Source organism: Vibrio sp. 1978 (assembly GCF_033344345.1).
In genome coordinates this window covers 13,602-38,835 of sequence record NZ_JAWPOP010000010.1, presented here as the reverse complement: position 1 = coordinate 38,835, position 25,234 = coordinate 13,602, and the positions used below count along the sequence as shown (strand labels likewise).

Annotated in this window: 19 protein-coding genes; 8 read left to right on the top strand and 11 right to left on the bottom strand. The window is 46.2% G+C overall.

Annotated elements, in window-relative coordinates; genetic code table 11:
- The first annotated feature begins 118 nt into the window (after window positions 1–118).
- The 3 genes from zapG to degS all read left to right on the top strand — a co-directional run bounded on the left by zapG (window position 119) and on the right by degS (window position 3,385).
- On the top strand, window positions 119–562 hold the full coding sequence (gene zapG, locus R8N49_RS11735; protein ID WP_005379861.1) for a Z-ring associated protein ZapG: 444 nt from the start codon (window positions 119–121) through the stop codon (window positions 560–562).
- A gap of 200 nt (window positions 563–762) precedes the next feature.
- Window positions 763–2,130, top strand: a complete 1,368-nt coding sequence (locus R8N49_RS11730; protein WP_025768400.1) for a Do family serine endopeptidase — start codon at window positions 763–765, stop codon at window positions 2,128–2,130.
- Window positions 2,131–2,320: 190 nt separating this feature from the next.
- Window positions 2,321–3,385: an outer membrane-stress sensor serine endopeptidase DegS gene (degS, locus tag R8N49_RS11725; RefSeq protein WP_017633606.1), complete on the top strand. Its 1,065-nt coding sequence runs from the start codon at window positions 2,321–2,323 to the stop codon at window positions 3,383–3,385.
- A 37-nt stretch (window positions 3,386–3,422) separates the two neighbouring features.
- On the opposite strand, the gene parC is transcribed toward degS, so the two are convergent.
- From parC to nudF, 6 genes are all read right to left on the bottom strand, one after another.
- On the bottom strand, window positions 3,423–5,708 hold the full coding sequence (parC, locus tag R8N49_RS11720) for a DNA topoisomerase IV subunit A (protein ID WP_017633605.1): 2,286 nt from the start codon (window positions 5,706–5,708) through the stop codon (window positions 3,423–3,425).
- Between the two features lie 3 nt (window positions 5,709–5,711).
- The gene (gene parE, locus R8N49_RS11715; RefSeq protein ID WP_005379872.1) at window positions 5,712–7,592 is read right to left on the bottom strand and encodes a DNA topoisomerase IV subunit B; all 1,881 of its coding nucleotides are present in this window, start codon (window positions 7,590–7,592) and stop codon (window positions 5,712–5,714) included.
- A 249-nt stretch (window positions 7,593–7,841) separates the two neighbouring features.
- Window positions 7,842–8,426, bottom strand: coding sequence for an esterase YqiA (gene yqiA / locus R8N49_RS11710; protein WP_017820245.1), 585 nt, complete (start codon window positions 8,424–8,426; stop codon window positions 7,842–7,844).
- Between the two features lie 47 nt (window positions 8,427–8,473).
- Window positions 8,474–9,280, bottom strand: a complete 807-nt coding sequence (gene cpdA / locus R8N49_RS11705; protein ID WP_167415010.1) for a 3',5'-cyclic-AMP phosphodiesterase — start codon at window positions 9,278–9,280, stop codon at window positions 8,474–8,476.
- Window positions 9,281–9,341: 61 nt separating this feature from the next.
- Window positions 9,342–9,785, bottom strand: coding sequence for a DUF1249 family protein (locus R8N49_RS11700; RefSeq protein ID WP_017633603.1), 444 nt, complete (start codon window positions 9,783–9,785; stop codon window positions 9,342–9,344).
- On the bottom strand, window positions 9,785–10,435 hold the full coding sequence (nudF, locus tag R8N49_RS11695; RefSeq protein ID WP_318189985.1) for an ADP-ribose diphosphatase: 651 nt from the start codon (window positions 10,433–10,435) through the stop codon (window positions 9,785–9,787). The genes R8N49_RS11700 and nudF overlap by 1 nt, the downstream gene beginning before the upstream one ends.
- Window positions 10,436–10,664: 229 nt before the next feature.
- Between nudF and tolC the strand changes: the two genes are divergently transcribed.
- Window positions 10,665–11,993 (top strand): outer membrane channel protein TolC, encoded by a 1,329-nt coding sequence (gene tolC / locus R8N49_RS11690; RefSeq protein WP_005379884.1) that lies wholly within the window; start codon window positions 10,665–10,667, stop codon window positions 11,991–11,993.
- 178 nt (window positions 11,994–12,171) lie between these two features.
- Here tolC and hldE read toward each other — a convergent pair whose 3' ends face one another.
- From hldE to R8N49_RS11675, 3 genes are all read right to left on the bottom strand, one after another.
- Window positions 12,172–13,602 (bottom strand): bifunctional D-glycero-beta-D-manno-heptose-7-phosphate kinase/D-glycero-beta-D-manno-heptose 1-phosphate adenylyltransferase HldE, encoded by a 1,431-nt coding sequence (hldE, locus tag R8N49_RS11685; RefSeq protein WP_017633601.1) that lies wholly within the window; start codon window positions 13,600–13,602, stop codon window positions 12,172–12,174.
- Between the two features lie 67 nt (window positions 13,603–13,669).
- Entirely contained in the window at window positions 13,670–16,513 is a 2,844-nt protein-coding gene (gene glnE, locus R8N49_RS11680; protein WP_064368976.1) for a bifunctional [glutamate--ammonia ligase]-adenylyl-L-tyrosine phosphorylase/[glutamate--ammonia-ligase] adenylyltransferase, read from the bottom strand.
- A gap of 113 nt (window positions 16,514–16,626) precedes the next feature.
- Window positions 16,627–17,883 carry a methyl-accepting chemotaxis protein gene (locus tag R8N49_RS11675; protein WP_005379890.1) on the bottom strand — a complete coding sequence of 419 codons (1,257 nt, stop codon included), beginning with the start codon at window positions 17,881–17,883 and terminating at the stop codon, window positions 16,627–16,629.
- A 105-nt stretch (window positions 17,884–17,988) separates the two neighbouring features.
- Here R8N49_RS11675 and R8N49_RS11670 point away from each other — a divergent pair, with 105 nt between their 5' ends.
- Window positions 17,989–18,762: a potassium channel family protein gene (locus tag R8N49_RS11670; protein WP_025768395.1), complete on the top strand. Its 774-nt coding sequence runs from the start codon at window positions 17,989–17,991 to the stop codon at window positions 18,760–18,762.
- Between the two features lie 41 nt (window positions 18,763–18,803).
- Here the strand turns inward: R8N49_RS11670 and R8N49_RS11665 are convergent, their stop codons facing one another.
- Window positions 18,804–20,336, bottom strand: a complete 1,533-nt coding sequence (locus R8N49_RS11665; RefSeq protein WP_047101978.1) for an inorganic triphosphatase — start codon at window positions 20,334–20,336, stop codon at window positions 18,804–18,806.
- Between the two features lie 212 nt (window positions 20,337–20,548).
- On the opposite strand from R8N49_RS11665, the gene R8N49_RS11660 reads away from it, so the two are divergent.
- From R8N49_RS11660 to R8N49_RS11650, 3 genes are all read left to right on the top strand, one after another.
- Window positions 20,549–21,229 carry a TIGR00153 family protein gene (locus tag R8N49_RS11660; RefSeq protein ID WP_005379896.1) on the top strand — a complete coding sequence of 227 codons (681 nt, stop codon included), beginning with the start codon at window positions 20,549–20,551 and terminating at the stop codon, window positions 21,227–21,229.
- A gap of 131 nt (window positions 21,230–21,360) precedes the next feature.
- Complete coding sequence (locus tag R8N49_RS11655) at window positions 21,361–22,620, top strand: inorganic phosphate transporter (RefSeq protein ID WP_005379898.1); 1,260 nt, start codon at window positions 21,361–21,363, stop codon at window positions 22,618–22,620.
- 178 nt (window positions 22,621–22,798) lie between these two features.
- A complete protein-coding gene (locus R8N49_RS11650; protein ID WP_005379900.1) occupies window positions 22,799–23,410 on the top strand; it encodes a TIGR04211 family SH3 domain-containing protein in 612 nt (203 codons plus the stop codon).
- 88 nt (window positions 23,411–23,498) lie between these two features.
- On the opposite strand, the gene ggt is transcribed toward R8N49_RS11650, so the two are convergent.
- Window positions 23,499–25,229 (bottom strand): gamma-glutamyltransferase, encoded by a 1,731-nt coding sequence (ggt, locus tag R8N49_RS11645; protein WP_025768393.1) that lies wholly within the window; start codon window positions 25,227–25,229, stop codon window positions 23,499–23,501.
- Between the last annotated feature and the right edge of the window lie 5 nt (window positions 25,230–25,234).

The window sequence follows — 25,234 nt, the reverse complement described above, 5'->3', positions numbered from 1 at the left end:
GTCCCCGAAGACATACTGCTATTTTTCTTTATCGGCTGTTCAAGCCATAGTAACATGGACGAGCACCGCGTGTAACTAAGTAGTAAAAGACTTGTTAAAACAACTATAAGGAGCAGTTATGCCTTGGATTTATGCCATTGTGGGTTTGCTGGTCGGTACAATCGTAGGCGTAGTCATTAGTAGACTAACCACCCCTGAATACAAGAAACAAAAGTCTGTGCAGAAAGAACTTGAAGCGGCCAAGTTTGAATTAGAGCAACAACGTCAAGAGCTCGTCGATCATTTTGCACAAACCGCAGAAATGTTGGACACCCTAGGTAAAGATTACACCAAGCTATACCAACATATGGCCAAGACCTCTTCTGAGCTTTTGCCAAACTTACCAGAACAAGACAACCCGTTTGATAAGAAAACGGCAATGTCATCTGAAACCATTGCAGAAGATCAACCAGAGTTTAACGAACAACCAAAAGACTACGCTAATGGCGCCACCGGTCTTTTGAAGGATCAAGAGAAAGAAATCATTAATGCTCCCGAAGCGGTAACCGCAAAAGCATCATAATCCTCTCTTACTTCTATCTAGGGCCGATACATTTGTATCGGCCCTTTTTTGAACTTTTTCCCCTCACCTTCGCTCTAACTTGGATGTGCACTGCCTCCCCTTTTGATTATCCGAACTAGACCCTATATTAGTTATTAACAAAGTGAACGAAACGTTCGGATATTTCTTTTTGGCAGACATGTTTCAAGAGGAGTTATTGGATGAAAAAACCACTGCTTGCGCTCACCGTTCTATCTCTGAGTTTGGGTTCGATTATTGCCCCAGTTCAAGCCACTGCCGCATTACCTTTGAATGTGGATGGCCAACAGTTACCTAGCTTGGCACCAATGCTTGAGAAGGTGACCCCAGCTGTTGTGAGTATTGCTGTAGAAGGTAAACAAGTACAAACCAGCCGCATTCCCGAGCAATTTCAATTTTTCTTTGGCCCAGACTTTCCTATGGAACAAAGGCGAGAGCGCCCGTTCAGAGGTTTAGGTTCTGGTGTCATTATTGATGCGAAGAAAGGCCATATTGTCACTAACTACCACGTGATCAAGGGGGCAGATGAGATTCGAGTTCGCCTCTTTGACGGGCGCGAGTATGACGCTACGCTCGTTGGCGGTGATGAAATGGCCGATGTTGCGTTACTTAAATTAGAGAAAGCGAAAAACTTAACGCAGATTAAAGTCGCGGATTCCGACAAACTGCGTGTCGGTGACTTTACGGTTGCGATTGGTAACCCATTTGGGCTCGGTCAAACCGTAACTTCGGGTATTGTTTCAGCCCTTGGCCGCAGTGGCTTAAACGTTGAAAACTTCGAAAACTTCATCCAAACCGATGCCGCAATTAACAGCGGTAACTCTGGTGGTGCATTGGTCAACCTTAATGGTGAGCTGATCGGTATTAATACTGCGATTTTAGGCCCTAACGGCGGTAATGTGGGTATTGGCTTTGCGATTCCATCAAACATGATGAAAAACCTCACTGATCAAATTCTAGAGTTTGGTGAAGTCAAACGCGGCATGTTGGGTGTGCAAGGTGGCGAAGTAACCTCTGAGCTAGCTGATGCATTGGGTTACGAGTCGAGTAAAGGGGCCTTTATTGGTCAAGTCGTACCGGACAGCGCAGCCGATAAAGCAGGGTTAAAAGCCGGTGACGTAATTGTATCGGTGAACGGCAAAGCGATTAATACTTTCTCAGAGCTCCGCGCAAAAGTGGCAACACTGGGCGCAGGTAAAGAAATCACATTAGGTGTGGTTCGAGATGGTAAGAATAAAACCTTTGATGTAACGCTTGGCGAATCTACGAATATGAAAGCTAAAGCGGAGACATTACATGAGGGACTCAAAGGTGCGGAGTTAAGCAATACAACACCAAGTGATGTAATTCAAGGTGTTAAAGTATCGAGCGTTGCAGATAACTCTCCAGCAGCTCAATATCAATTACAACAAGGTGACATTATTATCGGTGTGAACCGTCAACGAGTGAAAAACCTTGCCGAGCTTCGTACAATCGTAGAGAAACACAAAGGTGTACTGGCTCTTAATATTCAACGTGGTGAACGTACTATTTATCTTGTCATTCGTTAACCACTTTCAAAGTGATAGAAAATAAGGTTTTCGATGCATAATGCTGAGTGATAAGGCTCGATCACTTTTCCTTATCGCTCAATAACTAATGAAAAGGGCAGCGCGATGACGTGCTGCCCTTTTGTTATTTTTCAATGTAATGCTATTCTTCATCTTCGATGCCATTTTGGCGCTCACGCATGGAGAGGATATGCTCAGCTTTTTATTACGTTCTGTCTTTTTAGGCTTGGCTACTGCCGCAGTGGTATTACTGGCGGTTCCATCTTTGCGCAACAACGTAATTCCTGCCGCGCTTGATCCTCAACCTGTTAATATCGCATCAGTCGAGTTGACGTTTAATCAAGCGGTCCGAAGAGCAGCGCCTGCAGTGGTAAACATCTACAGTCGTAAGTATGTTGAGAATGATCGCAGTAAACTCTCGACTCAAGGCCTGGGGTCAGGTGTCATTGTTAGTGAGAAAGGCTACATCATTACTAACTATCATGTGGTTGCTCAAGCTGATCAAATTGTTGTGGCATTACAAGACGGCAGAGCCGCAGCGGCTCAGCTCGTAGGGACAGACAAACGTACTGATATAGCCGTGCTGCGTGTCGAAGGTTCGAATTTGCCCGTAATCCCTCTGAACTCTAATTACAAACCACAAGTGGGCGACGTAGTACTAGCCATCGGTAACCCATACAACCTTGGACAAACCACAACGTTCGGCATTATTTCTGCCACAGGTCGTTCATCTATTAGCGACGGTCGTCAAGCATTCATTCAAACCGATGCCGCCATCAATGAAGGTAACTCTGGTGGAGCCCTAGTGAACACACAAGGCGAGCTCGTCGGCATTAACACCGCCTCTTTTCAGCAAGCGACAGACTTAGAAACTTACGGTATTTCTTTTGCGATCCCTGCGCCGCTAGCGAGTAAGATCATGCAGAAAATCATCGCTGATGGCCGCGTGATTCGTGGTTATATTGGAATCGACGGCCAAGACATTAATGCGGTCACTGCTCGCCTACTTGGAAATGAACACATAGGTGGTATTGTCGTACTTGGTATTGATCCAAATGGTCCAGCCAATGCGGCAGGCTTCCAAAAGCAGGACATCATTATCAGCATTGATGGCAATAAAGTGCAAGGGCGTCAGAGCGTTATGGATATCGTCACCGATTTACGTCCTGGCACCACCGTGGACGTCGGTATCATTCGCAAAGGAAAAGAGATGACCTTGAAAGTCACCATTGCCGAAGACAAGCAAGAAGCATAAAAAATCCCAGCCATTGGCTGGGATTTTTATTTGTGCGTTACTCGCTATCGCTCGGTGTTTCCGTCGTATCGGAATCATCTAGCTCAACTTCAATGCGAGTGACTCGCTGCAAACCTCTCGGTAATAACCCACCTCGGCGACCACGTTCGCCACGGAAGTTATCAAGATCAGACGGTTTAAGACCCAACTTTCGCTTACCCGCGTACAGCGTTAACGATGCACCTTTTGGTAAAGACATTAAGTGAGATAGTACTTCTTCTCGCTCTTTCGCTTTAGCAGCAGGAATGTTGATGATCTTATTCCCTTTACCTTTCGCCAGTTGTGGCAAGTCTTTGATTGGGAACAGCAGCATGCGACCTTGGTTAGTGATTGCTAAGATTTCATCAGAGTCTAAATCTTCAATCTCTTTTGGCGTCATGATCTCAGAGTTGGCAGGTAAAGTGACGAGCGCTTTACCACTGCGGTTTTTAGACAGCAAGTCCGCGCCTTTACATACAAAGCCGTAACCTGCATCTGAGCCCACCAGCCACAGCTGATCTTCTTCACTCATGATGACTTGGCGAATACTGCTACCAGCCGTAATATTCAAGCGACCGGTAATCGGCTCACCTTGACTACGAGCAGAAGGCAGTGAGTGCGATTCCAGAGAGTAACTTCGACCGTCACTACCTAGGAATACCGCAGGCTGATTACTCTTACCTCGAGCATGCGCTAAATACTTATCACCCGACTTATAGTTTAAGCCTTCGGCATCCACGTCATGGCCTTTCGCGTGACGAATCCAACCTTTCTCAGAAAGCACAACCGTGATTGGCTCACTTGGTACGAGGTCACGTTCAGTCAGCGCTTTTGCTTCTGCACGCTCAACCATTGGAGAGCGACGGTCATCACCGTATTTCTCTGCGTCTGCTTTGATTTCTTTTTTCAGTAGTGTGTTCAGACGACGCTCAGAACCGAGTAGCTGTTCTAGCTTCTCACGCTCTTTCTCTAGCTCGTCTTGCTCACCACGGATCTTCATCTCTTCTAGTTTTGCTAGATGACGAAGTTTGGTATCTAAAATTGCATCCGCTTGGATATCGGTAATACCAAAGCGTTCCATCAGCACCGCTTTTGGATCGTCTTCAGTACGGATGATCTCAATCACTTCATCTAGGTTGAGGTAAGCAACCAACAAACCTTCCAAGATGTGTAGACGAGCCATTACTTTGTCTAGGCGATGTTGTAGACGACGACGCACAGTCGTACGACGGAACTCGATCCACTCAGACAGAATTTGCACCAGACCTTTAACTTGAGGACGGTTATCCAAACCAATCATGTTCAAGTTAACGCGGTAACTGCGCTCAAGATCCGTTGATGCGAACAAGTGGTTCATCAACAAGTCACAATCGACGCGGTTTGACTTAGGCACCACAACGATACGCGTTGGGTTCTCGTGATCCGATTCGTCACGAAGATCGTCAACCATTGGCAGCTTCTTCGCACGCATCTGGTTAGCGATTTGCTCAAGCAGTTTGGCACCCGATACTTGGTGAGGCAAAGAAGTGATAACAATATCAGAACCTTCTTTATGCCAAACCGCGCGCATTTTGATGCTGCCACGACCGTTGCGGTAAATCTTCTCGATATCCGCTTGCGGCGAGATAATTTCTGCTTCTGTTGGGTAATCTGGACCTTTGACATACTGCATCACGTCCGGCAGTTCTGCTTTCGGGTTGTCGATCAAATGAATAGTCGCATCTGCGATTTCACGAACGTTGTGCGGTGGGATGTCTGTTGCCATACCAACGGCAATGCCGGTTACACCGTTAAGCAGGATGTGAGGCAGACGTGCTGGCAACATTTGTGGCTCTTTCATTGTGCCATCAAAGTTAGGTTGCCATTCAACCGTGCCCTGGCCAAGTTCGCCAAGCAATACTTCAGCAAACTTAGACAGTTTTGCTTCGGTATAACGCATTGCCGCAAATGATTTCGGATCATCTGGCGCACCCCAGTTACCTTGACCATCCACTAATGGATAGCGGTAAGAGAATGGCTGAGCCATCAATACCATCGCTTCGTAACACGCTGAATCACCGTGCGGATGGTATTTACCTAGCACGTCACCAACGGTACGTGCAGATTTTTTGTATTTTGCTGATGCAGAGAGACCAAGCTCTGACATCGCATAAATGATGCGTCGTTGAACCGGCTTTAAGCCATCACCAATGTATGGCAAGGCGCGGTCCATGATTACGTACATCGAGTAGTTCAGATAAGCGTCTTCAGTGAACTTGCGCATTGGCAATTGTTCGACGCCATCGTAGGTAATTTCTGTAGACATCCGTTACACCTCTGCCAAGTCGCCGTTGTTTTGTAGCCAAGAACGACGGTCATCTGCACGCTTTTTACCTAGCAGCATGTCCATCATTTCCATGGTCGCCGTAGAGTCGTCAATGGTTAACTGCACTAAGCGACGCGTGTTCGGATCCATGGTGGTTTCACGCAACTGAAGTGGGTTCATCTCACCCAGACCTTTGAATCGTTGCACGTTGATTTTGGCTTTCTTCTTCGACAAGCGCTCTAAAATGCCATCTTTTTCATCGTCATCGAGGGCGTAGAACACTTCTTTCCCGCAGTCGATTCGATACAGAGGCGGCATCGCCACATAGATATGGCCCGCTTCCACTAGTGCGCGGAAGTGACGAGTAAATAGAGCACAAAGCAGCGTTGCGATGTGAAGACCATCCGAGTCCGCATCGGCAAGGATACAGATCTTACCGTAACGAAGACTCTCGAGGTTGTCGCTATCTGGGTCAATACCCAAAGCAACAGAAATATCGTGTACTTCTTGAGACGCAAGAACTTGATCGGCAGAGACTTCCCACGTGTTCAAGATCTTACCACGCAGTGGCATCACGGCTTGGAATTCACGGTCACGTGCCTGTTTTGCCGAGCCACCCGCAGAGTCACCCTCCACAAAGAAGATTTCAGTGCGACTTAAGTCCTGTGCTGAACAGTCGGTCAACTTACCTGGCAGTGCTGGGCCGGACGCCACTTTCTTACGTACGACTTTTTTCGCTGCACGCATACGACGGTGTGCGTTAGCGATACAGACTTCTGCCAATTGCTCTGCGAGCTGAGGCTTTTCATTCAACCAAAGACTGAACGCATCTTTTACAACGCCAGAGACAAATGCCGCGGTTTGACGAGAAGACAGACGTTCTTTGGTCTGGCCTGCAAATTGCGGGTCTTGAATCTTAACCGACAGCACGTAAGAACAGCGGTCGAAAACGTCATCACCCGTTAGCTTCACACCACGAGGTAATAGATTACGGAACTCACAGAATTCGCGCATCGCTTCCAACAAGCCTTGGCGTAAACCATTAACGTGCGTACCACCTTGAGCGGTTGGGATTAGGTTAACGTAGCTTTCGGTGATCATCTCACCGCCTTCTGGCTGCCAAATTACCGCCCAGTTTGCCGCTTCGGTATCCGCCAAGAACTCACCAGTAAATGGTTCTTCAGGAATAACTGGATAGCCTTTTACACCTTCCGCAAGATAGTCTTTCAAACCATCTTCGTAGTACCACTTATAGTCTTTGTCATTAACTTTGTCGGTTAATGTGATTTCTAAGCCCGGACACAAAACCGCTTTTGCACGCAGGTTGTTGACTAAGCGCGTCACAGAGAAGTTAGCCGAATCGAAGTACTTCGCATCAGGCCAGAAATGTACGCTGGTACCGCGATTGCGACGACCACATGTGCCAGTTACGGTCAGATCAGACACTTTCTCGCCGTGTTCAAATGCAATTTCATACACTTGACCATCACGACGAACTGTTACTTCAACGCGTTTTGACAACGCGTTTACTACAGATATACCTACCCCGTGCAAACCACCAGAGAATTGGTAGTTTTTGTTAGAGAACTTACCACCCGCATGTAGCTTACATAGAATTAGCTCTACGCCTGATACTTTCTCTTCTGGGTGGATATCAACAGGCATGCCTCGACCATCATCGATCACTTCGAGTGATTGGTCAGCATGTAGGATGACTTGTACTTTTGAGGCATGTCCGGCTAGCGCTTCATCGACACTGTTGTCGATAACTTCTTGGCCCAAATGGTTTGGGCGCGCTGTATCCGTATACATCCCTGGTCGGCGACGTACTGGCTCTAAGCCATTCAGTACTTCAATGGCACCAGCATTATATTGTTCAGTCATAATACGGAATTATTCTCAAAGTTTACTTGTTGCCTGAGTATCACCAATGGGCGTACCCATACTCAGGAAACGAAAAAGCCACCCTGTTCACATCACTAAGAGTTTGTAAACATGATGCATAACAAAGTAGCCAGGGTCCTCGACCCTTAAGATCTTTTGGCAAAACATAGTCGGAAAGCATACCGCCCATGTCAAGAAACGGTTGGATATATCAATAAAAACTATGAGCCTTTTCCAATCGCTTTCGAATTACAGTTCTAGAAATTCGATAATCTGTGCAGGATAACGCTCAAAGCCTACAAAACTGTGATCACCGCCTTGTTCTACTGTTTGCTTAGCGTCTGCAAACTTATCTACCGCTTGTCGATAGTCTAAAACCTCATCTTCTGTTTGTTGCAATAACCAAAAAGAATGTGGCGACGCGATGCTTTGTACATCAAGAGCTTTTAACTCGTCAATATGACAAGCTTCAAGTGTATAGGTTTCATGCGTATATGGGTTAGTTTGCTTACCCAAATAATCTACTAGCAACTCATAAGGCTTGACTGCGGGGTTGACCACTACCGCTTTAAACCCAAACTTGTCATTTAGCCACGTTGACATAAAACCGCCTAATGAGCTGCCCACTAGACCAATTTTATAGTCGTCTTTATATTGCTCGATAATATCCAACAACATTTTCGCCGCTTGCTGAGGATAACAAGGTAACTGGGGAACAATCACCTTGATATCAGGCCTATGTTGCTCGCAGTAGGCTCTCATCACATTCGCTTTCATGGAGAGTGGAGAGCTATTAAAGCCATGGATATAGAGAAGAAGTGAAGGTTTACTCATAGATATCTCGCACAAAAAAGCGAGCCCGAACAGAGAGCTCGGGCGCGTTAGTAGCCGTTAGAAGAGAAGTCTGGTTGGAACTGGCCATCAGGAAGCCGACCTACTTGGGTCGTAATATCGCCACAAGCGTGTAGTTGCAGCTCCCGCCAACCAGGCGAAGTGGTATCAAGGGCAAAATCATCCGAGTTAGGCTTAAACTGAACACAAGTTGAGGGTGTTGCCATCACTCGAATACCCTTGTGAAGCACATTCATATCTTGATGAACATGGCCACAGAGAATGCCTTTCACGTTATCAAAACGCTCGACAACCTGCCAAAACGCTTCGGCATCTTTTAAAGTATGTTGATCAAGCCACGCGCTTCCCACCAGTAACGGGTGATGATGCAACAAAACAAGTGTGTGTCTTTCTGGGTGTTCGGCTAGCTTTTCTTCGAGTAGCGTTAATTGCTGATCACTCAAGCGCCCATGAGGAACGCCAACAACTTGCGAGTCTAAAAGAATTAACTGCCAATGCTCGCCAAGCAACACATGCTCTGCGGCTTTGATTTGTGGCGAAGGCAAAACACTGCCCATATTAGGCTTGTAATCATGATTACCAGGTAGCCAAAAGCAGTCTTTCTCTAGCGGTTCAATGCCGTTGGCAAAGCGCTGATAAGATTCTGCACTATGGTCTTGGGAAATATCGCCCGTCGCCAAAATGTAATCAAACGCCACGTTGCGGCGTAAAACATCAGCAACAACAGCATTGAAGCTATCGACTGTTTTTACGCTTAGCAAACTTCCCTCATCGGTAGCAAACAGATGAGTATCCGTAATTTGTAAAAGTTTGATGCTGTCACTAGATGATTGCAAAATGAAAACCTGATTCGTCCACTATATCGTTATTTGTTATTTTCCTTTAGTGACGTGACGATCAATTGAAGGCAAGTGGTGTTCTACTGATACCACTTCGTAAACAAAACGTCAGCCATTCACCGAGGAATGTGTTTAATTGATGCTTTTCATCTTTCTGCATCAGTTGGTCATTGGGATAATCATACTTAGCTTTTATGCGAGAGAACTCTCCGCTTGAGCATACTTCGGCTACTCTCGCATCATGATAAAGCCTGACAGACATCGTCGGTAAAGGAAACACTGGCGTTTCATCACTCTGACATATCTCAACAACTGTGGTGTATTTTGTGATTTCATTCACGGTCAATTGGTAAACCATGTTCGCCGCTTGGTAGCAACGCACATCCCCAACTTCGGCAGAAGCAGGCAATAAGGCGTTCAACTTAGCGTAGTTGGTCTCATACGTTCTCATAAGACCAGCTAAATCAACATGATATTGTTGTTTTTCAGCCAATTGTGCCATTACTCACTCTCCACCGTTTGGGATAGTCCCCATTCTGACTTTAACTCTTGATGGTGTAATTGCAGCCATTGCAACGCAATAATCGACGCACCATTTTCAAATTTTCCGTCCTTCACCCATTGATACGCCGTTTCACGACTCATGACATGAACGCGGATATCTTCATTCTCATAGTCTAAACCATGAATGCCGTGCGCTTTAGACGCATCCACTTCACCAACAAAGACGTCTAGCTTTTCCGAGCAACCACCAGCCGAAGGATAATAGGACGTAACAGGTACAACGCGCCCCACCTGAATCCCCGCTTCTTCGACAGCCTCTCGACGAATTACGGCTTCAGCAGATTCATCGCGGTCAATCATACCGGCGACAATTTCTAGCTGCCAAGGGTGTTCATGTTCCAACGCGCCAATACGAATCTGTTCAATGATTACGACCTGGTCCGTCTTTGGATCATAAGGAAGCATCGCTGCTGCGCGACCACGCTCGAACATTTCTCGTTCGACAACTCCACTCCAACCACCAGCAAATAGCCTATGCTGAAAGCGGTATTTCACCATTTTGAAAAAACCTTCAAATAAGGTTTCTTTCGAGATGACTTTTACATCTCGCGAAGTAAAATCTTGTTGTTGTTTGTCACGCTGTTGCATTCAACACCTCTCTGAGTGAATCCTGTAGTTTACTCATTGTTATTCGCTTGCTCAAAGGACTTGGCTCAACTTTTTGTATAATAGTTACAAATTAATTTAAGTCTTTGCTAAAAATTTATTGCACAAGTGGATAATTACGTGTAAAAAAGTGCAAACTTTAGAGTAAATATCGTGCAAATTGAGTTAAACTACTGAGAATTAACCAATCTATGGACCGCGGGAATAGAAAATGAAAAAATTGCTTCCACTATTTATCAGTGCAGCGCTAGGTAGCATGAGTACGTCTGCGTTCGCAGACTCTTTGGCTGAAATCTACGACTTGGCAAAACAAAATGATCCACAATTGCTCAGTGTAGCAGCACAACGTGACCAAGCTTTCGAAGCAATCACCTCAAGCCGTAGTGCTCTATTACCACAGATCAACCTTACTGCGGGTTACAATTTAACTCGTGGTGATACTGAATACGATTCAAATCTAATTAGTGACGTATCAAACGATGGCAACGCGCTAACCGCTGGCGTTAGCTTTTCACAAGCACTTTACAACCGCGCATCTTGGATCTCTCTAGATACTGCTGAGAAAAGTGCTCGCCAAGCAGACGCAACTTACGCAGCGACGCAACAGGCACTGATTCTTCGCGTGTCACAAGCGTATTTTGAAGTTCTACGCGCACAAGATAATCTTGTTTTCGTACGTGCAGAAAAAGCCGCGGTTGGCCGTCAACTTGAGCAAACTAAACAACGTTTTGAAGTAGGTTTGTCTGCAATTACTGACGTGCATGACGCACAAGCTCAGTACGACCAAGTGCTAGCGGACGAAGTGTTGGCAGAAAACGCGCTAACTAATAGCTACGAGTCACTGCGTGAAATTACAGGCCAAGAGCACAAAGATCTCAACATTTTGGACACTGGCCGCTTCACTGCTAGCCCATCGACCGTACCAGCTGAATCGCTCATTGATGAAGCAAAAACCAAAAACCTGACCTTGCTATCTTCACGTATTCTTCAAGACATTGCGCGTGACAATATTTCACTAGCAAGCTCTGGCCACCTACCAACGCTCTCTCTAGACGGTGGTTACAACTACGGTGATACTTCTCATAGCTCTCGTGATAACACGACAGACAACTTCAATATTGGTGTGAACCTTGCAGTACCGCTATACACAGGTGGTAACGTAACCTCTCAAACCAAACAAGCTGAATACGCGTACGTGGCAGCAAGCGAAGATCTTGAAGCACAGTACCGTAGCGTAGTAAAAGATGTTCGCGCACAAAACAACAACATTAACGCCTCTATCGGCGCATTACGTGCGTATGAGCAAGCGGTTATTTCTGCACGCTCTGCACTAGAAGCAACAGAAGCTGGCTTTGATGTAGGTACTCGTACTATCGTTGATGTACTGGACGCGACTCGTCGTCTATACGATGCGAACAAAAACCTATCGAACGCTCGTTACGACTACATTTTAAGTGTTCTTCAGCTACGCCAAGCAGTTGGTACGCTAAGCGAACAAGACATCTTGGACGTTGATGCAGGTTTGAAAGCGGCAAAATAACCGCTAACTGAATACTTCAGGTCTTAATAAATAAAAAACGCCAGTTGAGTTATCAGCTGGCGTTTTTTATTACTTGTAGTTCAGAGCCTAAAAGTGTCTCTGAGCATCAAGTATCAAAAAGGCCGCACTTAGCGACCTTTATGAGCAAATAGCATTTCAATGCTAACAAACAGCAGGCTTAGCCCTTACCGCCTTTGATTGCATTAATGATTTCACTGGTCGAGCAGCCATCTTCAAAGTTCAATACACGAACTTCACCACCCGCCGCAATGACTTCTTTACCACCAGCAATCTCTTCTGGTTTGTAGTCACCGCCTTTTACTAGCAAGCTTGGTAGAACTTCTGAGATCAAACGCTGCGGCGTATCTTCACTAAATGGTACAACCCAATCCACAGCGCCCAAACCTGCCAACACCGCCATGCGGCGATCGGTTGGGTTTACCGGACGACCAGGGCCTTTAAGGCGTTTTACTGACTCATCGGTATTTACCGCAACGATTAGGCGATCGCCCAGTTCAGCAGCATGGTTTAAGTAAGACACATGCCCAGCGTGCAGAATATCAAAGCAGCCATTTGTCATAACGACTTTCTCGCCACGAGCTCGTGCTTTTTTCACCGCTTCGATCAGTGCTTTTTCTGAAATCACACCGTAATCCGTGTCTTGGCTGCCATGTACCGCTTCTGCTAATTCAATCTCAGAAAGCGTTGACGTGCCTAGTTTACCAACTACAACACCTGCCGCTGCGTTTGCTAGTGCACACGCTTCTTCAAATGATTTGCCTGCGGCAACAGACGCTGCCAATACAGAGATAACCGTGTCGCCCGCACCTGTCACGTCGTACACTTCTTTCGCTTGAGTTGGAAGGTGGAACGGTTCCTGACCACGACGAATCAAGGTCATTCCGTTTTCGCTGCGTGTCACTAAAAGCGCTTCAAATTCAAACTCTTCAACCAAAGCCAGCGCTTTCTCTACTAGCTCTTGGTCAGATTTCACTTTACCTACAACGTCTTCGAACTCTTTCATGTTTGGCGTAAGAAGTGTTGCGCCACGGTAGCGTTCAAAATCCGCACCTTTCGGGTCAATGAAAACCGGAATATTTGCTGCGCGCGCTTTTTGAATGTATGCCTGAACATGCTCTAACGAACCTTTTGCGTAGTCAGACATAATCACGGCTTTAACGTTTGGCAGTGCGGCATCCATACGCGATAGCACAGGTGCAGAATCTGTGTTTTCAAATTTGTCTTCGAAGTCGAGGCGGATCAGTTGTTGTCCACGGCTCATTACACGAAGCTTCGTAATCGTTGGGTAATCAGGCAGCGCAACGAAATCGCACTTCACATTGAGCGAGCTCAGCGTCTCCGTCAGCACTTTTGCAGGCTCATCTTCCCCAGTTAGACCAACAATGTGAGCATGGCCACCTAATGATGCGATGTTCATCGCAACGTTCGCAGCACCACCAGGACGCTCTTCATTGTTTTCTACTTTTACAACAGGAACCGGCGCTTCAGGAGAAATGCGCCCGGTTGGGCCATACCAGTAACGATCTAGCATGACATCACCGATGATGAGCACACCAGCGCTGTTGTAATCAGGTAGAATTGGTTTCATTGTTGGTCTCCAAAAATTAAATCGAAGTGAGTTTATCACAGCCCTTATCGAGGCTAAATATATGGTCTTAACTGAACCACTGATTCCAAGCCTGTTTTACCCACTCCCTTTCGGCAACAAACTTATCTTCCACCACATCAGCGTCTAAATTGAGTAGATTTCGGCGGTGTATTTCGTTGCGCATTGTCGTGTAAGCACGTATCAACTGCATTGCTTGGTCTTCGTCCATAACATCTTGCGCAATGAGCGTTTCAAAGATGCGCACATTATCACACCAACGCGTCAATTTCGGCTTATCGTGACTATAGTTGAGCACTAGGTACTGAGCGAGAAATTCGATATCGGTAATCCCACCTACATCTTGCTTGAGCATAAAGCGGCCTGGCTTTTTCCCCCCAAGATGACCGCGCATTTTTTCTCTCATTTCGACAACGTCTTTTTTCAGTTCAGCTTGATCGCGTGCTTTGCACAGCACATCATGCCGCGTATTGTGAAATGCAATTGCCAGTGGTTCATCACCATAAATCATGCGCGCGCGGACAAGTGCTTGATGCTCCCATGTCCACGCGTCTTGATGTTGATAGTCGTCGAACGCGTCCGTTGGACTAACCAACAAACCCGATGCACCGGACGGACGCAATCGGGTATCGACCTCGTATAAAATACCGGAAGCGGTGCGAGTGGAGAAAATATGAATGATACGCTGTGCTAAACGAAGGTAGAACTGACGACCATCAATCTCTTTTTTGCCGTCAGTGTAGACATTGACTGGGCAGTCATGCATGAAGACAATATCCAAGTCGGAGTTATAGCCGAGCTCCCACCCTCCGACTTTACCATAGCCAATTACAGCAAAGCCTTTACCTTCACGATCTTTCACATGCGTTGGCTCGCCGTACTTTTCAGACACTTGCAACCAAGCCTGACTGATCACCGCATCAACGATAGCTTCCGCTAAATAAGTTAAATGGTCACTCACTTTCATCACGGGCAATGCGCCAGCAATATCTGCCGCTGCAATACGCAAAATACAAATTTGCTTAAACTGACGCAACGCTTCCATTTGCTGTTCCATATCATCTTCAGGAATACGCGCCAAATAATCACGTAGCTCTGTACGGTAACTGTCTAATGGAATGGGATTGTACAGCTGCGCAGGGTCGATCAACTCATCAAGCAAGATAGGATAACGAGACAGCTGCTCTGAAATCATTGGGCTTGCGGTACACAAACGTACGAGCTGCACCAGAGCCGCTGGATGCTCATCCAATAATTCCAAGTAAGTCGTGCGAGTGCAGATGTTGTGTAGCAAGTGAAGTACACGAGATAAACCAAACTGTGCATCAGGATGGGCAAAGACCGCATCAAACACTTTCGGCATCAAACGATTGAGCACTTCGCGTCCACGTGGGCCTAACGTTTTTTTGGCCAGATCGGTTTTAAAGTTGATGATGGTTTTCGCGCATGAAGCAAAGTCTTCAATCTGAATATCCTGCTGCAAGATATGCTCAAGAACATCTTGTTTGTCGGCCATATCCCATAGCTCATGAAAATGACGAGCAACGGTAGTCCCCTCGTCTTCTTCATCATCACCAATTAGTGATTCAAAAACTTGGTGAACATTTGCCATATGCTGCTGGGTTTGCTCAATCAATTGCTCCCAACAGCTCATTTTCATCGCGGTGGCGAGCTTTAAGCGTTCGGTTTCGCAATCAGGCAGCGTCTGGGTTTGCTTATCCGCCATTGCTTGCAACAAGTTTTCTAATTGACGCAAGTACTTGTATGCGGCTTCTAGATCGCTGACTTCTTGTGGAGTAAGCAATGCCAGTTCTTCAATGCCTTGCAGCGTTTCCAACAGCCCTCGATTACGTAAAGAAGGTTCTCGACCACCTCGAATCAATTGAAAAACTTGAGCGATAAATTCAATTTCTCGAATGCCACCCGCACCTAGCTTAATGTTGTTATTCAACCCTCGGCGGCGAACCTCGCTACTGATCATCGACTTCATTCGACGCAAAGATTGAATCGCACTGAAATCAATATAACGACGAAAAACAAAAGGGCGCAGCATTTGGCGTAGCTCTTGATACTGCGGGTACATCTCACATCCCATCACCCGAGCTTTGATCATCGCGTAACGTTCCCAATCTCGCCCCTGCTCTTGGTAATAATCTTCAAGTGCGGCATAGCTCATTACCAAGGGGCCACTTTCTCCAAATGGGCGAAGTCGCATGTCGACGCGGTAGCAAAAACCATCGAAGGTTTGTTGGTCGAGCGCTTTGATGATGCGTTGACCAAGACGAGTAAAGAACTGGGCATTGGCAATGCTGCGGCGTGCGCCTTGGGTTTCGCCATTCTCTGGATACGTGAAAATTAGATCAATATCGGAAGAAAAGTTTAGCTCGCCACCACCCAGTTTCCCCATGCCGATAATTAACATCGGCTGCACTTCACCGTCCTCACTTGTTGGCGTGCCCCACTCCTGACAACACACTTGATATTGCCATTGATAGGTTTCAAAAATCATCGCTTCTGCCAACTCAGATAAGTGGCTTAAAGACGTCTCTAGAGACCATGCATGCGTGAAATCCTTCCACGCAATGTACACCATTTCTCGATTGCGAAACTGACGCAATACGCGATGACCAGACATCTCATCAGGACATTGTTCCAACAGTTCAGCAAGGCGTGAGCGGTAAGACTCCTGACGACTTGGCTGCGCTAACATACTTGGCAACTCACGGGCTAGGACTTCATCGCGATGAATGGCTTCAGTTATAAACTGGCTTAAGCCCGCCACATAACGAAATTGCTGCGCAACCTCATCGGGCCAAAGGGGAAAATAACCTGCGTCTTGGGCGTTTTGTACGGCAGATTCAGCGATAGAAATCAGTGGCGAAGGCAGCTGCATTTTTCTTCCTTGTTTGAAAAGCACGGTAACTCATTCTTTATACCAGACTGAAAGCAAATAAAAACGCCCACAAAAGGTTTGTGGGCGTTTTATCAAAAGTTCGGGATCGAATATTAAACTTGGAAAGATTTGATCTTCTTGTCTAGCTCACCTGCATTATTTTGCATCATTTCAGAGGTTTCTAGCAGCTCGGTAACAACAACAACTGAGGCTTCAACCAACTCACGTACATTGGTGAGGTTTTGGCTCATCTCTTCTGCAACACTGCTTTGCTGACCAGACGCCGTCGCGATCTGGAAGTTCATGTCATTGATTTGCGTCACTTGCCCAACAATACCATCGAGCTCAGATCCAGCATTAGAAACCAGCTCGTTTCCATCTGCCGCTTCTACAACGCTTTTTTCCATGAGTTCTACCGCAGATTCAGCACTGGTTTGCAGCTGTGCGATCATCTCTTGAATTTCTACCGTCGCTTGTTGTGTACGTTGGGCAAGGTTACGAACTTCATCTGCAACCACAGCAAAACCCCGCCCAGCCTCGCCAGCTCGCGCCGCTTCAATCGCCGCATTCAGTGCAAGCAGGTTGGTTTGTTCAGAAATGCCTTGAATCGTCCCTACAACGCTACCAATGGCTTCAACACGTTCTTCAACTTGGTTAACCGCTTGTGCCGATGAAGCGATATCCGACGAAAGTTCACTCATTTTCGCCATTGTACTTTGCAAGAACTGCTGACCAGAAATTGCTTGTGCGGAAGCTTGCTCTGTTAGAGAAGATGCCGTCTGGGCATGTTCCGCAACCGTTTGGACCGTCGACGACATTTCACTCATCGCCGTAGCAAGTTGATCAATTTCGTTAAACTCTTCTTGCGCCGATTCCTTCGTTTCCGACATGCTCAGCGTCATGACTTCGGTGAGCGTTGATAATTCATCAGACGCATTAATTTGCATTTGAATAACATCGTGCAATTGTCGACGTGTCTTTTCTAATTCACGTGCCACGTCTCCGTATTCATCTTTACAATCCATACCAAATGGAACAGAGAGGTTCTTGCTCGCCATCAGTTTGATCGCGTCGCTCAGATACTGTGTTTGACGCAACATCACTCTAGCCGCCGCTAATAAGAGCACGACAAAAACCACAATCAATAAGGCGGTTTGCCAAGCAACTTGCGTTAAATATGCTTCATAATGCTGTTGGGCAACTTGCGCGTTTTGTGTCGCCGCTAAAAGTGAGTCGTAAAAAGTGTTTGCGTCCCACAGTTGTTTTGCCACGATCAGGACAGTACTGAAGACCATCAACATGACCATTTTAGGCACCAGTCGAATGTCGGATATGACCCTTTCCCATGGCTTAAATGCCAGCTTTTCCATTGTCAGTTCTCCACCGAGTCTTATATAGTCTTTATCTATAATCTTTATATTACTTATAGTTATGTTCGCGCTTTGCGTGGTTACGCGATTTATTTTGAGCTTCGTATGAAAAACAATGATATCAAAGACAGCACACGACCGATGGGCCTGTTGTCACTAATATTGTCTTTTATGGCACTATTTGTGATCTCTGGCTTGTTGTTTTTCCCGATCGATCACGAAACCCGTCAAGTTCTTATCGGTCTGGATTTCATAATCTGTAGTATTTTTCTACTACAGCTCACCATTGATTTGATCCGGTCCACAGATCGCTGGTTATTCCTTAAACGTCATTGGATAGATTTCGTGGCGAGCATCCCATTGATAGAGCCCCTGCGCTTTGCTCGTATTTTTCATATTATGCGAGTGGTATTAGTACTGCGTTCGTCAAAGTTCATTTTGCATCAGCTCAAAGAAAACCGCCGCGAAACTACGGTCGCCTCTATACTGCTATTGATGGTTATCCTCATAACGCTCGGTTCTAGTGCAATGCTGTTTATCGAAGCGAAAAACCCAGAAGCGAATATTCGCACTGGCGCCGATGCTTTGTGGTGGGTATTTGTAACGATCTCAACGGTTGGTTACGGCGATCATTATCCTGTGACCTCCATAGGAAAGTTTTTGGCTGTCATCATCATTGTTTGCGGGGTGGGTATCTTTGGTATGATCTCGGGTCTTATCACCTCTATCCTTACTGCCCCAACGAAACAACAGACACACAGTTCAATCAATAAAGAACGTATGCTCGAGCAGCTCCTAACCCAACAAGCGCAAATACTAGAACGACTCGATTTCATGGAAAAAGAGCTACAACAACGTAAAACAGAGACAAAAAAATAGGACCATGCGGTCCTATTTTTTTGTCGTTACCACCAGAACGATCATTCACGCCAATAAGGCTGTACTTCCATACTGATCGCTCGGGTTTGATCCATTGCATGCAAAATTGAGCGCTCTTGACGGTGCAACCAGCGTTCTAACTGCTCTTTTTCTGCATCTTCCAGCATATCAACCAACGGGAGCAAGTGGTTCAGCATTAGCAGATCATCGATACCATGCACCAGATCCGCCCATGGTAAACGGAAGCTGTTACGCTCATCCGAGTTATACAAACTCGCGAAACCAATACCAGTATAGAGGTTACGCAATAAGCGATAACGCTGATCAACGTACTCTTGCGCCGTCAAATCGCGCTCTGCTGGGAAAGCTTCCATTAGCTCAGCCCAAGTGCGATCGAGCTGAGTAACTGAAAACGGCATGATATTACTTGCCATTTTTTCACGTGCTTTTTCATCAAGAAATGGCTGCCAACCGCGCGCTAAGATCCAGCGGCTTAGATCCAGCAGTAACCCTGTGTAACGCGCGGAATTGAGCAACCCTAGCACTTCTTCACGGCTTGGCAACTCTTGTAACTGCTGAGTCAACTCAGATACTAAGAACTTACGTGCATCCAACTTGCGCAGCACATTGCCTTTGTCATCTAAAAGCTCTTCAAGGTGTGCATGCTCATCCAACCAACTCAGTTCTTCTTCCAACCATTTAAGCTCTTGGCGCAGAATCGCGCTCGCGCGACGAGGGACAATCCCGCCAAAAATGGTCAATGTTTGACGAATGAAACGAATGGCATTACTGATTTCACGCAGTGCTTCCACGCTGTCACGCTCAGCATAAATTTGCTCGTGATAATGCCAATGAGACAAAGCGTGCTCTAAAGAGTTGATCAAGCAAAATTCAACGGTATCCGTCGGACTACTGTCCACAAGTGCCAATGATTTTACTTCATCACCCGCATAACCGCTTGCAAGTCGATAACCTTTCGCCGCTTTGCTCAAGTTACCCAAGCGCATACCACCTTGCTCGCAAAAGCTGCGTGCCAGTGTGAATAAAGCTTCGGTTTGGCCAGACTTAAGTTCCAGTTCAACTTCGCAAATTGGCTCTTGCTTCTCTTCTTCGTCTTCACCTTTGGCTACAACTAAGCCTTGGTCAAAAGCAACTTCAATCTGACTGCCATCGGGCATGCCAATCAGCCATTGTTCACGTGTGAAGTTGGTCGAGAATAATGGCATAAGCTCGGATTGCAGCGTTTCTGCATCTTTACCTGGAGGCCAAATATCTAGAGGATGAAGCGACAGATTAGGCTCGTCGCTAGTGTGCTCAGCATTGTATTCTGGTCTTTGATGTAAGCCTGCGACGACGCGTCCTGCTGTCTTTACGGTTTGGACGAATACATCATCAAAACGGCGAATTCTTAAACCAATGTCGTGCTTTCTGAGCCATTTATCGGCAGTATCAAAATAGGTGTTACCCAAGTCACGACAACTATGCTGAAGTACTTTTGTCTCAGAAATTTTTTCTTTTAAAGTTTCTGAAAATTCAGGAGAAACAAAAAACTTCAGTTCTATTTCGGTTTCCATAGCTATACCTTTCAAAGCAGATAGAAACAGGATATTGCGTAATTTCTCACACGGCAAGAGAGAAATATCGCCGGAATGATGATCTAAAACAGTTTTAATGAGCGATTTAATGCGTTACCATGCGCGCCTTTATAGCCATCGTTCAACATTTCGCCAAGCACTCAGAAATGGTGTATGTTTTTTTAAGGTTATAGTTATTAGGTTGAATGACCATGCCAGTAAATACAATTATGGGGTTATTTGCAAAGTCCCCAATTAAGCCTTTGCAACGCCACGTTGTGTGTGTCAACGAATGTTGTTCACACTTGGTGAAATTCTTTGAAGTATCTTCAAAGGGTGATTGGGAAAAAGCAGCAGAAATCCGTGCACAAATTTCTCACCTAGAGAAAGAAGCGGATGTGCTGAAACGTGAAATCCGTCTAAAACTGCCTCGCGGTTTGTTCATGCCAGTCGACCGTACTGACATGCTTGAGCTTTTGACTCAACAGGACAAACTTGCAAACCTGGCAAAAGACATTGCTGGCCGTGTATATGGTCGTCAACTTGTCATCCCTGAGGCTCTCCAACCAAACTTCCTCGCTTACGTTCAACGTTGTCTTGATGCTGCCGATCAGGCGCAAAAGGTAATCAATGAACTTGATGAATTGCTAGAAACCGGCTTCAAAGGCCGTGAAGTGACGCTCGTCGCTGAAATGATTCATCAATTAGACGTTATCGAAGATGATACCGATGCCATGCAGATTGAACTTCGCCAACAGTTGATGGTGATTGAAGCTGACATGAACCCTATCGATGTCATGTTCCTGTACAAGATTCTTGAATGGGTAGGTGGTATTGCCGACCAAGCGCAGCGCGTAGGTGCTCGTTTGGAAGTCATGCTATCTCGATCTTAAAACATAAAGTTAACGACATAACGAAGAGCATAATTAACACGTGTCATAGGGACGATGACTATTTTCATCGTCTTATGGTTTGGCGCGCGTAAAATTTTGTTCCGCTTGTTATAAAACAACTAGGTATTACGATGGATATCCTTGCGAACTACGGCACTGTCCTGATTATTGTTGCAGCGATTTTTGGTTTCATGATGGCGATTGGTATTGGCGCGAACGACGTTGCTAATGCGATGGGTACATCTGTAGGTTCAAAAGCGCTAACTGTAAAACAAGCTATCATCATTGCGATGATCTTCGAATTTGCAGGTGCTTACCTTGCAGGCGGTGAAGTAACCGACACTATCCGTAAAGGTGTAATCGAAACTTCTTTATTTGCTAGTCAACCAGATGTTCTTGTCTACGGCATGATGTCTGCGCTTTTGGCAGCAGGTACATGGCTGCTTCTTGCCTCTTACATGGGCTGGCCAGTATCAACGACTCACTCAATTATCGGTGCAATCATTGGTTTTGCGTGCGTATCAGTAGGTACTGAAGCGGTTGACTGGGGCAGCGTTCAAGGCATTGTTGGTAGCTGGATTATTACGCCAGTGATTTCAGGTTTCTTTGCTTACGTTATCTTTGTCAGCGCACAACGCCTGATTTTTGATACAGAGAACCCTCTGTTTAATGCGAAACGTTTTGTACCTGTTTACATGTTCATCACAACAATGGTGATTGCACTTGTAACCATCAAAAAAGGTCTAAAACACGTTGGTCTTCACCTGACCAATGGTGAAGCCTGGATGTGGGCAGCTGCAGTTTCAGCACTTGTGATGATTGGCGGCTACGTATACATCCAGAAAAAATTCGCTAATCGCGAAGAAGACCGCAGCTTTTCTGGCGTGGAAGGTATCTTCAGCGTTCTGATGGTTATCACCGCTTGTGCGATGGCATTTGCACACGGTTCAAACGACGTTGCAAACGCCATTGGTCCACTGTCTGCTGTCGTATCGACTGTTGAACACATGGGCGAAATCAGCACGAAAAGCACCATCGCTTGGTGGATTCTACCTCTTGGCGGTATTGGTATCGTGGTCGGTCTTGCAACACTGGGTCACAAAGTAATGGCAACCGTTGGTACAGGCATCACTGAGCTAACGCCTAGCCGCGGTTTTGCAGCACAGCTAGCAACAGCATGTACGGTAGTTCTAGCGTCTGGTACAGGCCTGCCAATTTCAACCACTCAAACATTGGTTGGTGCGGTTCTCGGTGTTGGCTTTGCTCGTGGTATCGCAGCACTGAACCTAGGCGTAGTTCGTAACATCGTGGCATCATGGATCGTTACACTACCAGCGGGTGCGTTATTGGCCGTAGTATTCTTCTACGGACTTCAAGCGATGTTCGCTTAAGACACTCGTCAATAGAATGTAAGCGCTTTGTCATTATTGACTCAAACGCACAGAAAGGGAGGCTTTGCCTCCCTTCTTTGTTGCACCGAAGTTTGAAACTGCATACTATTCGTCTATTTCCGGCTCCAATCATTCGGTGCCAACGCTGTCTCCAAGAAAAATCGTTAAGGGATTTACTGTGAAAAAACTAATCATCACGGTTTTGTTTACTTTGCTAGCAGCGCCAGCGGCCCTAGCAGCAGACCGTTATATTTCTGATGACCTCTTCACTTTTATGCACTCAGGTCCAAATAACACCTACCGTATTATTGGTAGTGTTAACGCCGGTTCTAAAGTACAACTGATTAAAACCAACCGAGATACTGGCTACACGCAAGTTCGTGATGACCGTGGTCGCACTGGTTGGGTACAAAGCAAGTTTGTGACAAACCAAGAGAGCATGGCAATTCGCCTTCCTCGCATTGAGAAAGAGCTAGCCGAAGTAAAAGAGCAGCTTGCTAATGCTCGTCAAACTTCTGATGCAGAGAAAGCAGGTCTTGTTACCTCTCTCGAAACACGTAACCAACAAATTTCAGATCTAGAAAATAAATACTCTGAGATCAGTGATCAGCTTACTTCTGTTGAAACAGAAAACCGCGAGCTACGCGCAAAGCTGGATACACAAAAAGATGACATGCTGCTTAAGTACTTCACTTATGGCGGCGGTGTTGCAGGTTTAGGTTTACTATTTGGTTTGATTCTTCCGCATGTCATGCCTCGTAGAAAGCGCTCTCCTGCGGGTTGGGCATAAACCCTTACGCTTTTATCTTTAAAAAGAACGCAAAAGCCAGTCGATATTGACTGGCTTTTTAGTTTGCTTCGTTTGATAGAAGTGAGTACTACTCCCCCATTGAACTAGAGGCTCGACGACGATCCGTTGCGCCATAAAGCTTGCCATCTTTTAGCTCAATTGCATTCAAACCGCTTACCACTGGAATAACGTGCACTGGGTAGCCAAGCTCCATAAACTCAGGCACCAACATTTCTGCGAACGTTTTCTTTTCCACCAGCAAACCAGTCGGGTCATAAGACTTGGTGCGGTCTATCTTAGTGCCATACTGGATGTTTGGTAAGTCAATAGCCTCTTGCGCTGATAAATTCCAATCCAGCACCCCAACCACGGTTTTGAGTACATACCCCGGGATTTGTGAACTACCTGGTGACCCAACCACCAAACGCAAGTTATCATCACTGTCCATCACCATTAATGGCGTAATAGCCGAACGTGGACGCTTGCCCGCTTCAATTGAGTTTTGCGTAGGCTTGCCGTTAACCGTTGGCTGAGGTGAGAAGTTAGCCATCTGCGCATTCAAGATAACGCCATCGACCATCACACCCGAGCCCATACCCGTTCCTACCGTGCTGGTCATCGCAATTGCATTTCCATCTCTATCGACGATAGAAATATGCCCTGTATCTTTGCTCTCGAAGCCTTGATATTGCGCATACTGAGTTTGCGTTATCTGTCCTGCTTTTGGATCCTCTTTTAAAGTGCCATTATCAGGGATTAAATCACGTCTCTGATCTAGATAGGCTTTAGACAACAACTGTTCAACTGGCGTTTCCACATAATCCGGATCTCCGGCATACGCAATACGATCGGCTTTTGCAATTCGCATCGCTTCAGTCATGAGACGCCAAGGTTCCACATCCGTTTTCGCCATATGGGCAATGTCATAGGGTGCGAGCAGTTCAAGACTCTGAGCGACCATCACACCGCCCGAAGCTGGGTAACCAAAAGAGACGATTTTATTCCCACGGTAGTCGCTCTCAATGATGTCACGCTGCTTCACTTGGTAATGTTTAAAATCTTCTAAAGACAACTTCTCGTGTTGGTCATCAATACGACTATTAACCGTCTCTACGATGTGCTGACCAAGCTCACCACCATAAAGGTAACGATCGCCTTGTTGCGCGATCTTCCTCAGCGTCTCAGCCATCTTAGGGTTCTTCATCAAGGTTCCCGTCGGCTTAATATCGTCCCCTTGCCAATACAAGGCTTTCACTTCCGGATCTTGCTCAAGTCGGCTTTGCTCTCTTACTACGATGTCGTAGGTGTAGCTGTTCATCGCGTACCCATTGCTCGCCAATGTAATCGCCGGCTTAATCAGCTCTGCCCATGGCAACTTGCCGTATTGTTCATGAGTGGTGTAAAGCAACCGCAACGTGCCCGGAACCGCAACAGAACGAGGGCCTAATATTTCGTTGCGACTGAGTACTTCCCCATTCTCAACAAACATTTCAGGGTTCGCGCTAGAGGGTGCTTCATCTCGACCATCAAGGGCCAGAAATTTTTTCTCGTCATGTTGATAAAACAGCGCGAAAGTCCCGCCGCCAATTCCGGTCATATCTGGCTCAACGACAGACATCACCATCTGCATCGCAACCATAGCATCAACAGCGTTACCGCCTTCTTTCAATATTGAGTAACCGGTACTGCTCACGTAAGGATTCGTCGCACTGACCATGAAATCTTGCCCGCGACTATCTGGTGTAACTGGGAATGGGTCTGGCTTTGCTGCATAGCTTGTCGATGCAACAATGCTTAAAGAAAAAATCAGAATACGCATGTGTC

Coding starts and splice junctions, on each gene's coding strand:
- zapG (WP_005379861.1), top strand. CDS start 119: ATGCCTTGGATTTATGCCATTGTGGGTTTGCTGGTCGGTACAATCGTA.
- R8N49_RS11730 (WP_025768400.1), top strand. CDS start 763: ATGAAAAAACCACTGCTTGCGCTCACCGTTCTATCTCTGAGTTTGGGT.
- degS (WP_017633606.1), top strand. CDS start 2,321: ATGCTCAGCTTTTTATTACGTTCTGTCTTTTTAGGCTTGGCTACTGCC.
- parC (WP_017633605.1), bottom strand. CDS start 5,708: ATGTCTACAGAAATTACCTACGATGGCGTCGAACAATTGCCAATGCGC.
- parE (WP_005379872.1), bottom strand. CDS start 7,592: ATGACTGAACAATATAATGCTGGTGCCATTGAAGTACTGAATGGCTTA.
- yqiA (WP_017820245.1), bottom strand. CDS start 8,426: ATGAGTAAACCTTCACTTCTTCTCTATATCCATGGCTTTAATAGCTCT.
- R8N49_RS11700 (WP_017633603.1), bottom strand. CDS start 9,785: ATGGCACAATTGGCTGAAAAACAACAATATCATGTTGATTTAGCTGGT.
- nudF (WP_318189985.1), bottom strand. CDS start 10,435: ATGCAACAGCGTGACAAACAACAACAAGATTTTACTTCGCGAGATGTA.
- tolC (WP_005379884.1), top strand. CDS start 10,665: ATGAAAAAATTGCTTCCACTATTTATCAGTGCAGCGCTAGGTAGCATG.
- hldE (WP_017633601.1), bottom strand. CDS start 13,602: ATGAAACCAATTCTACCTGATTACAACAGCGCTGGTGTGCTCATCATC.
- glnE (WP_064368976.1), bottom strand. CDS start 16,513: ATGCAGCTGCCTTCGCCACTGATTTCTATCGCTGAATCTGCCGTACAA.
- R8N49_RS11675 (WP_005379890.1), bottom strand. CDS start 17,883: ATGGAAAAGCTGGCATTTAAGCCATGGGAAAGGGTCATATCCGACATT.
- R8N49_RS11670 (WP_025768395.1), top strand. CDS start 17,989: ATGAAAAACAATGATATCAAAGACAGCACACGACCGATGGGCCTGTTG.
- R8N49_RS11665 (WP_047101978.1), bottom strand. CDS start 20,336: ATGGAAACCGAAATAGAACTGAAGTTTTTTGTTTCTCCTGAATTTTCA.
- R8N49_RS11660 (WP_005379896.1), top strand. CDS start 20,549: ATGCCAGTAAATACAATTATGGGGTTATTTGCAAAGTCCCCAATTAAG.
- R8N49_RS11655 (WP_005379898.1), top strand. CDS start 21,361: ATGGATATCCTTGCGAACTACGGCACTGTCCTGATTATTGTTGCAGCG.
- ggt (WP_025768393.1), bottom strand. CDS start 25,229: ATGCGTATTCTGATTTTTTCTTTAAGCATTGTTGCATCGACAAGCTAT.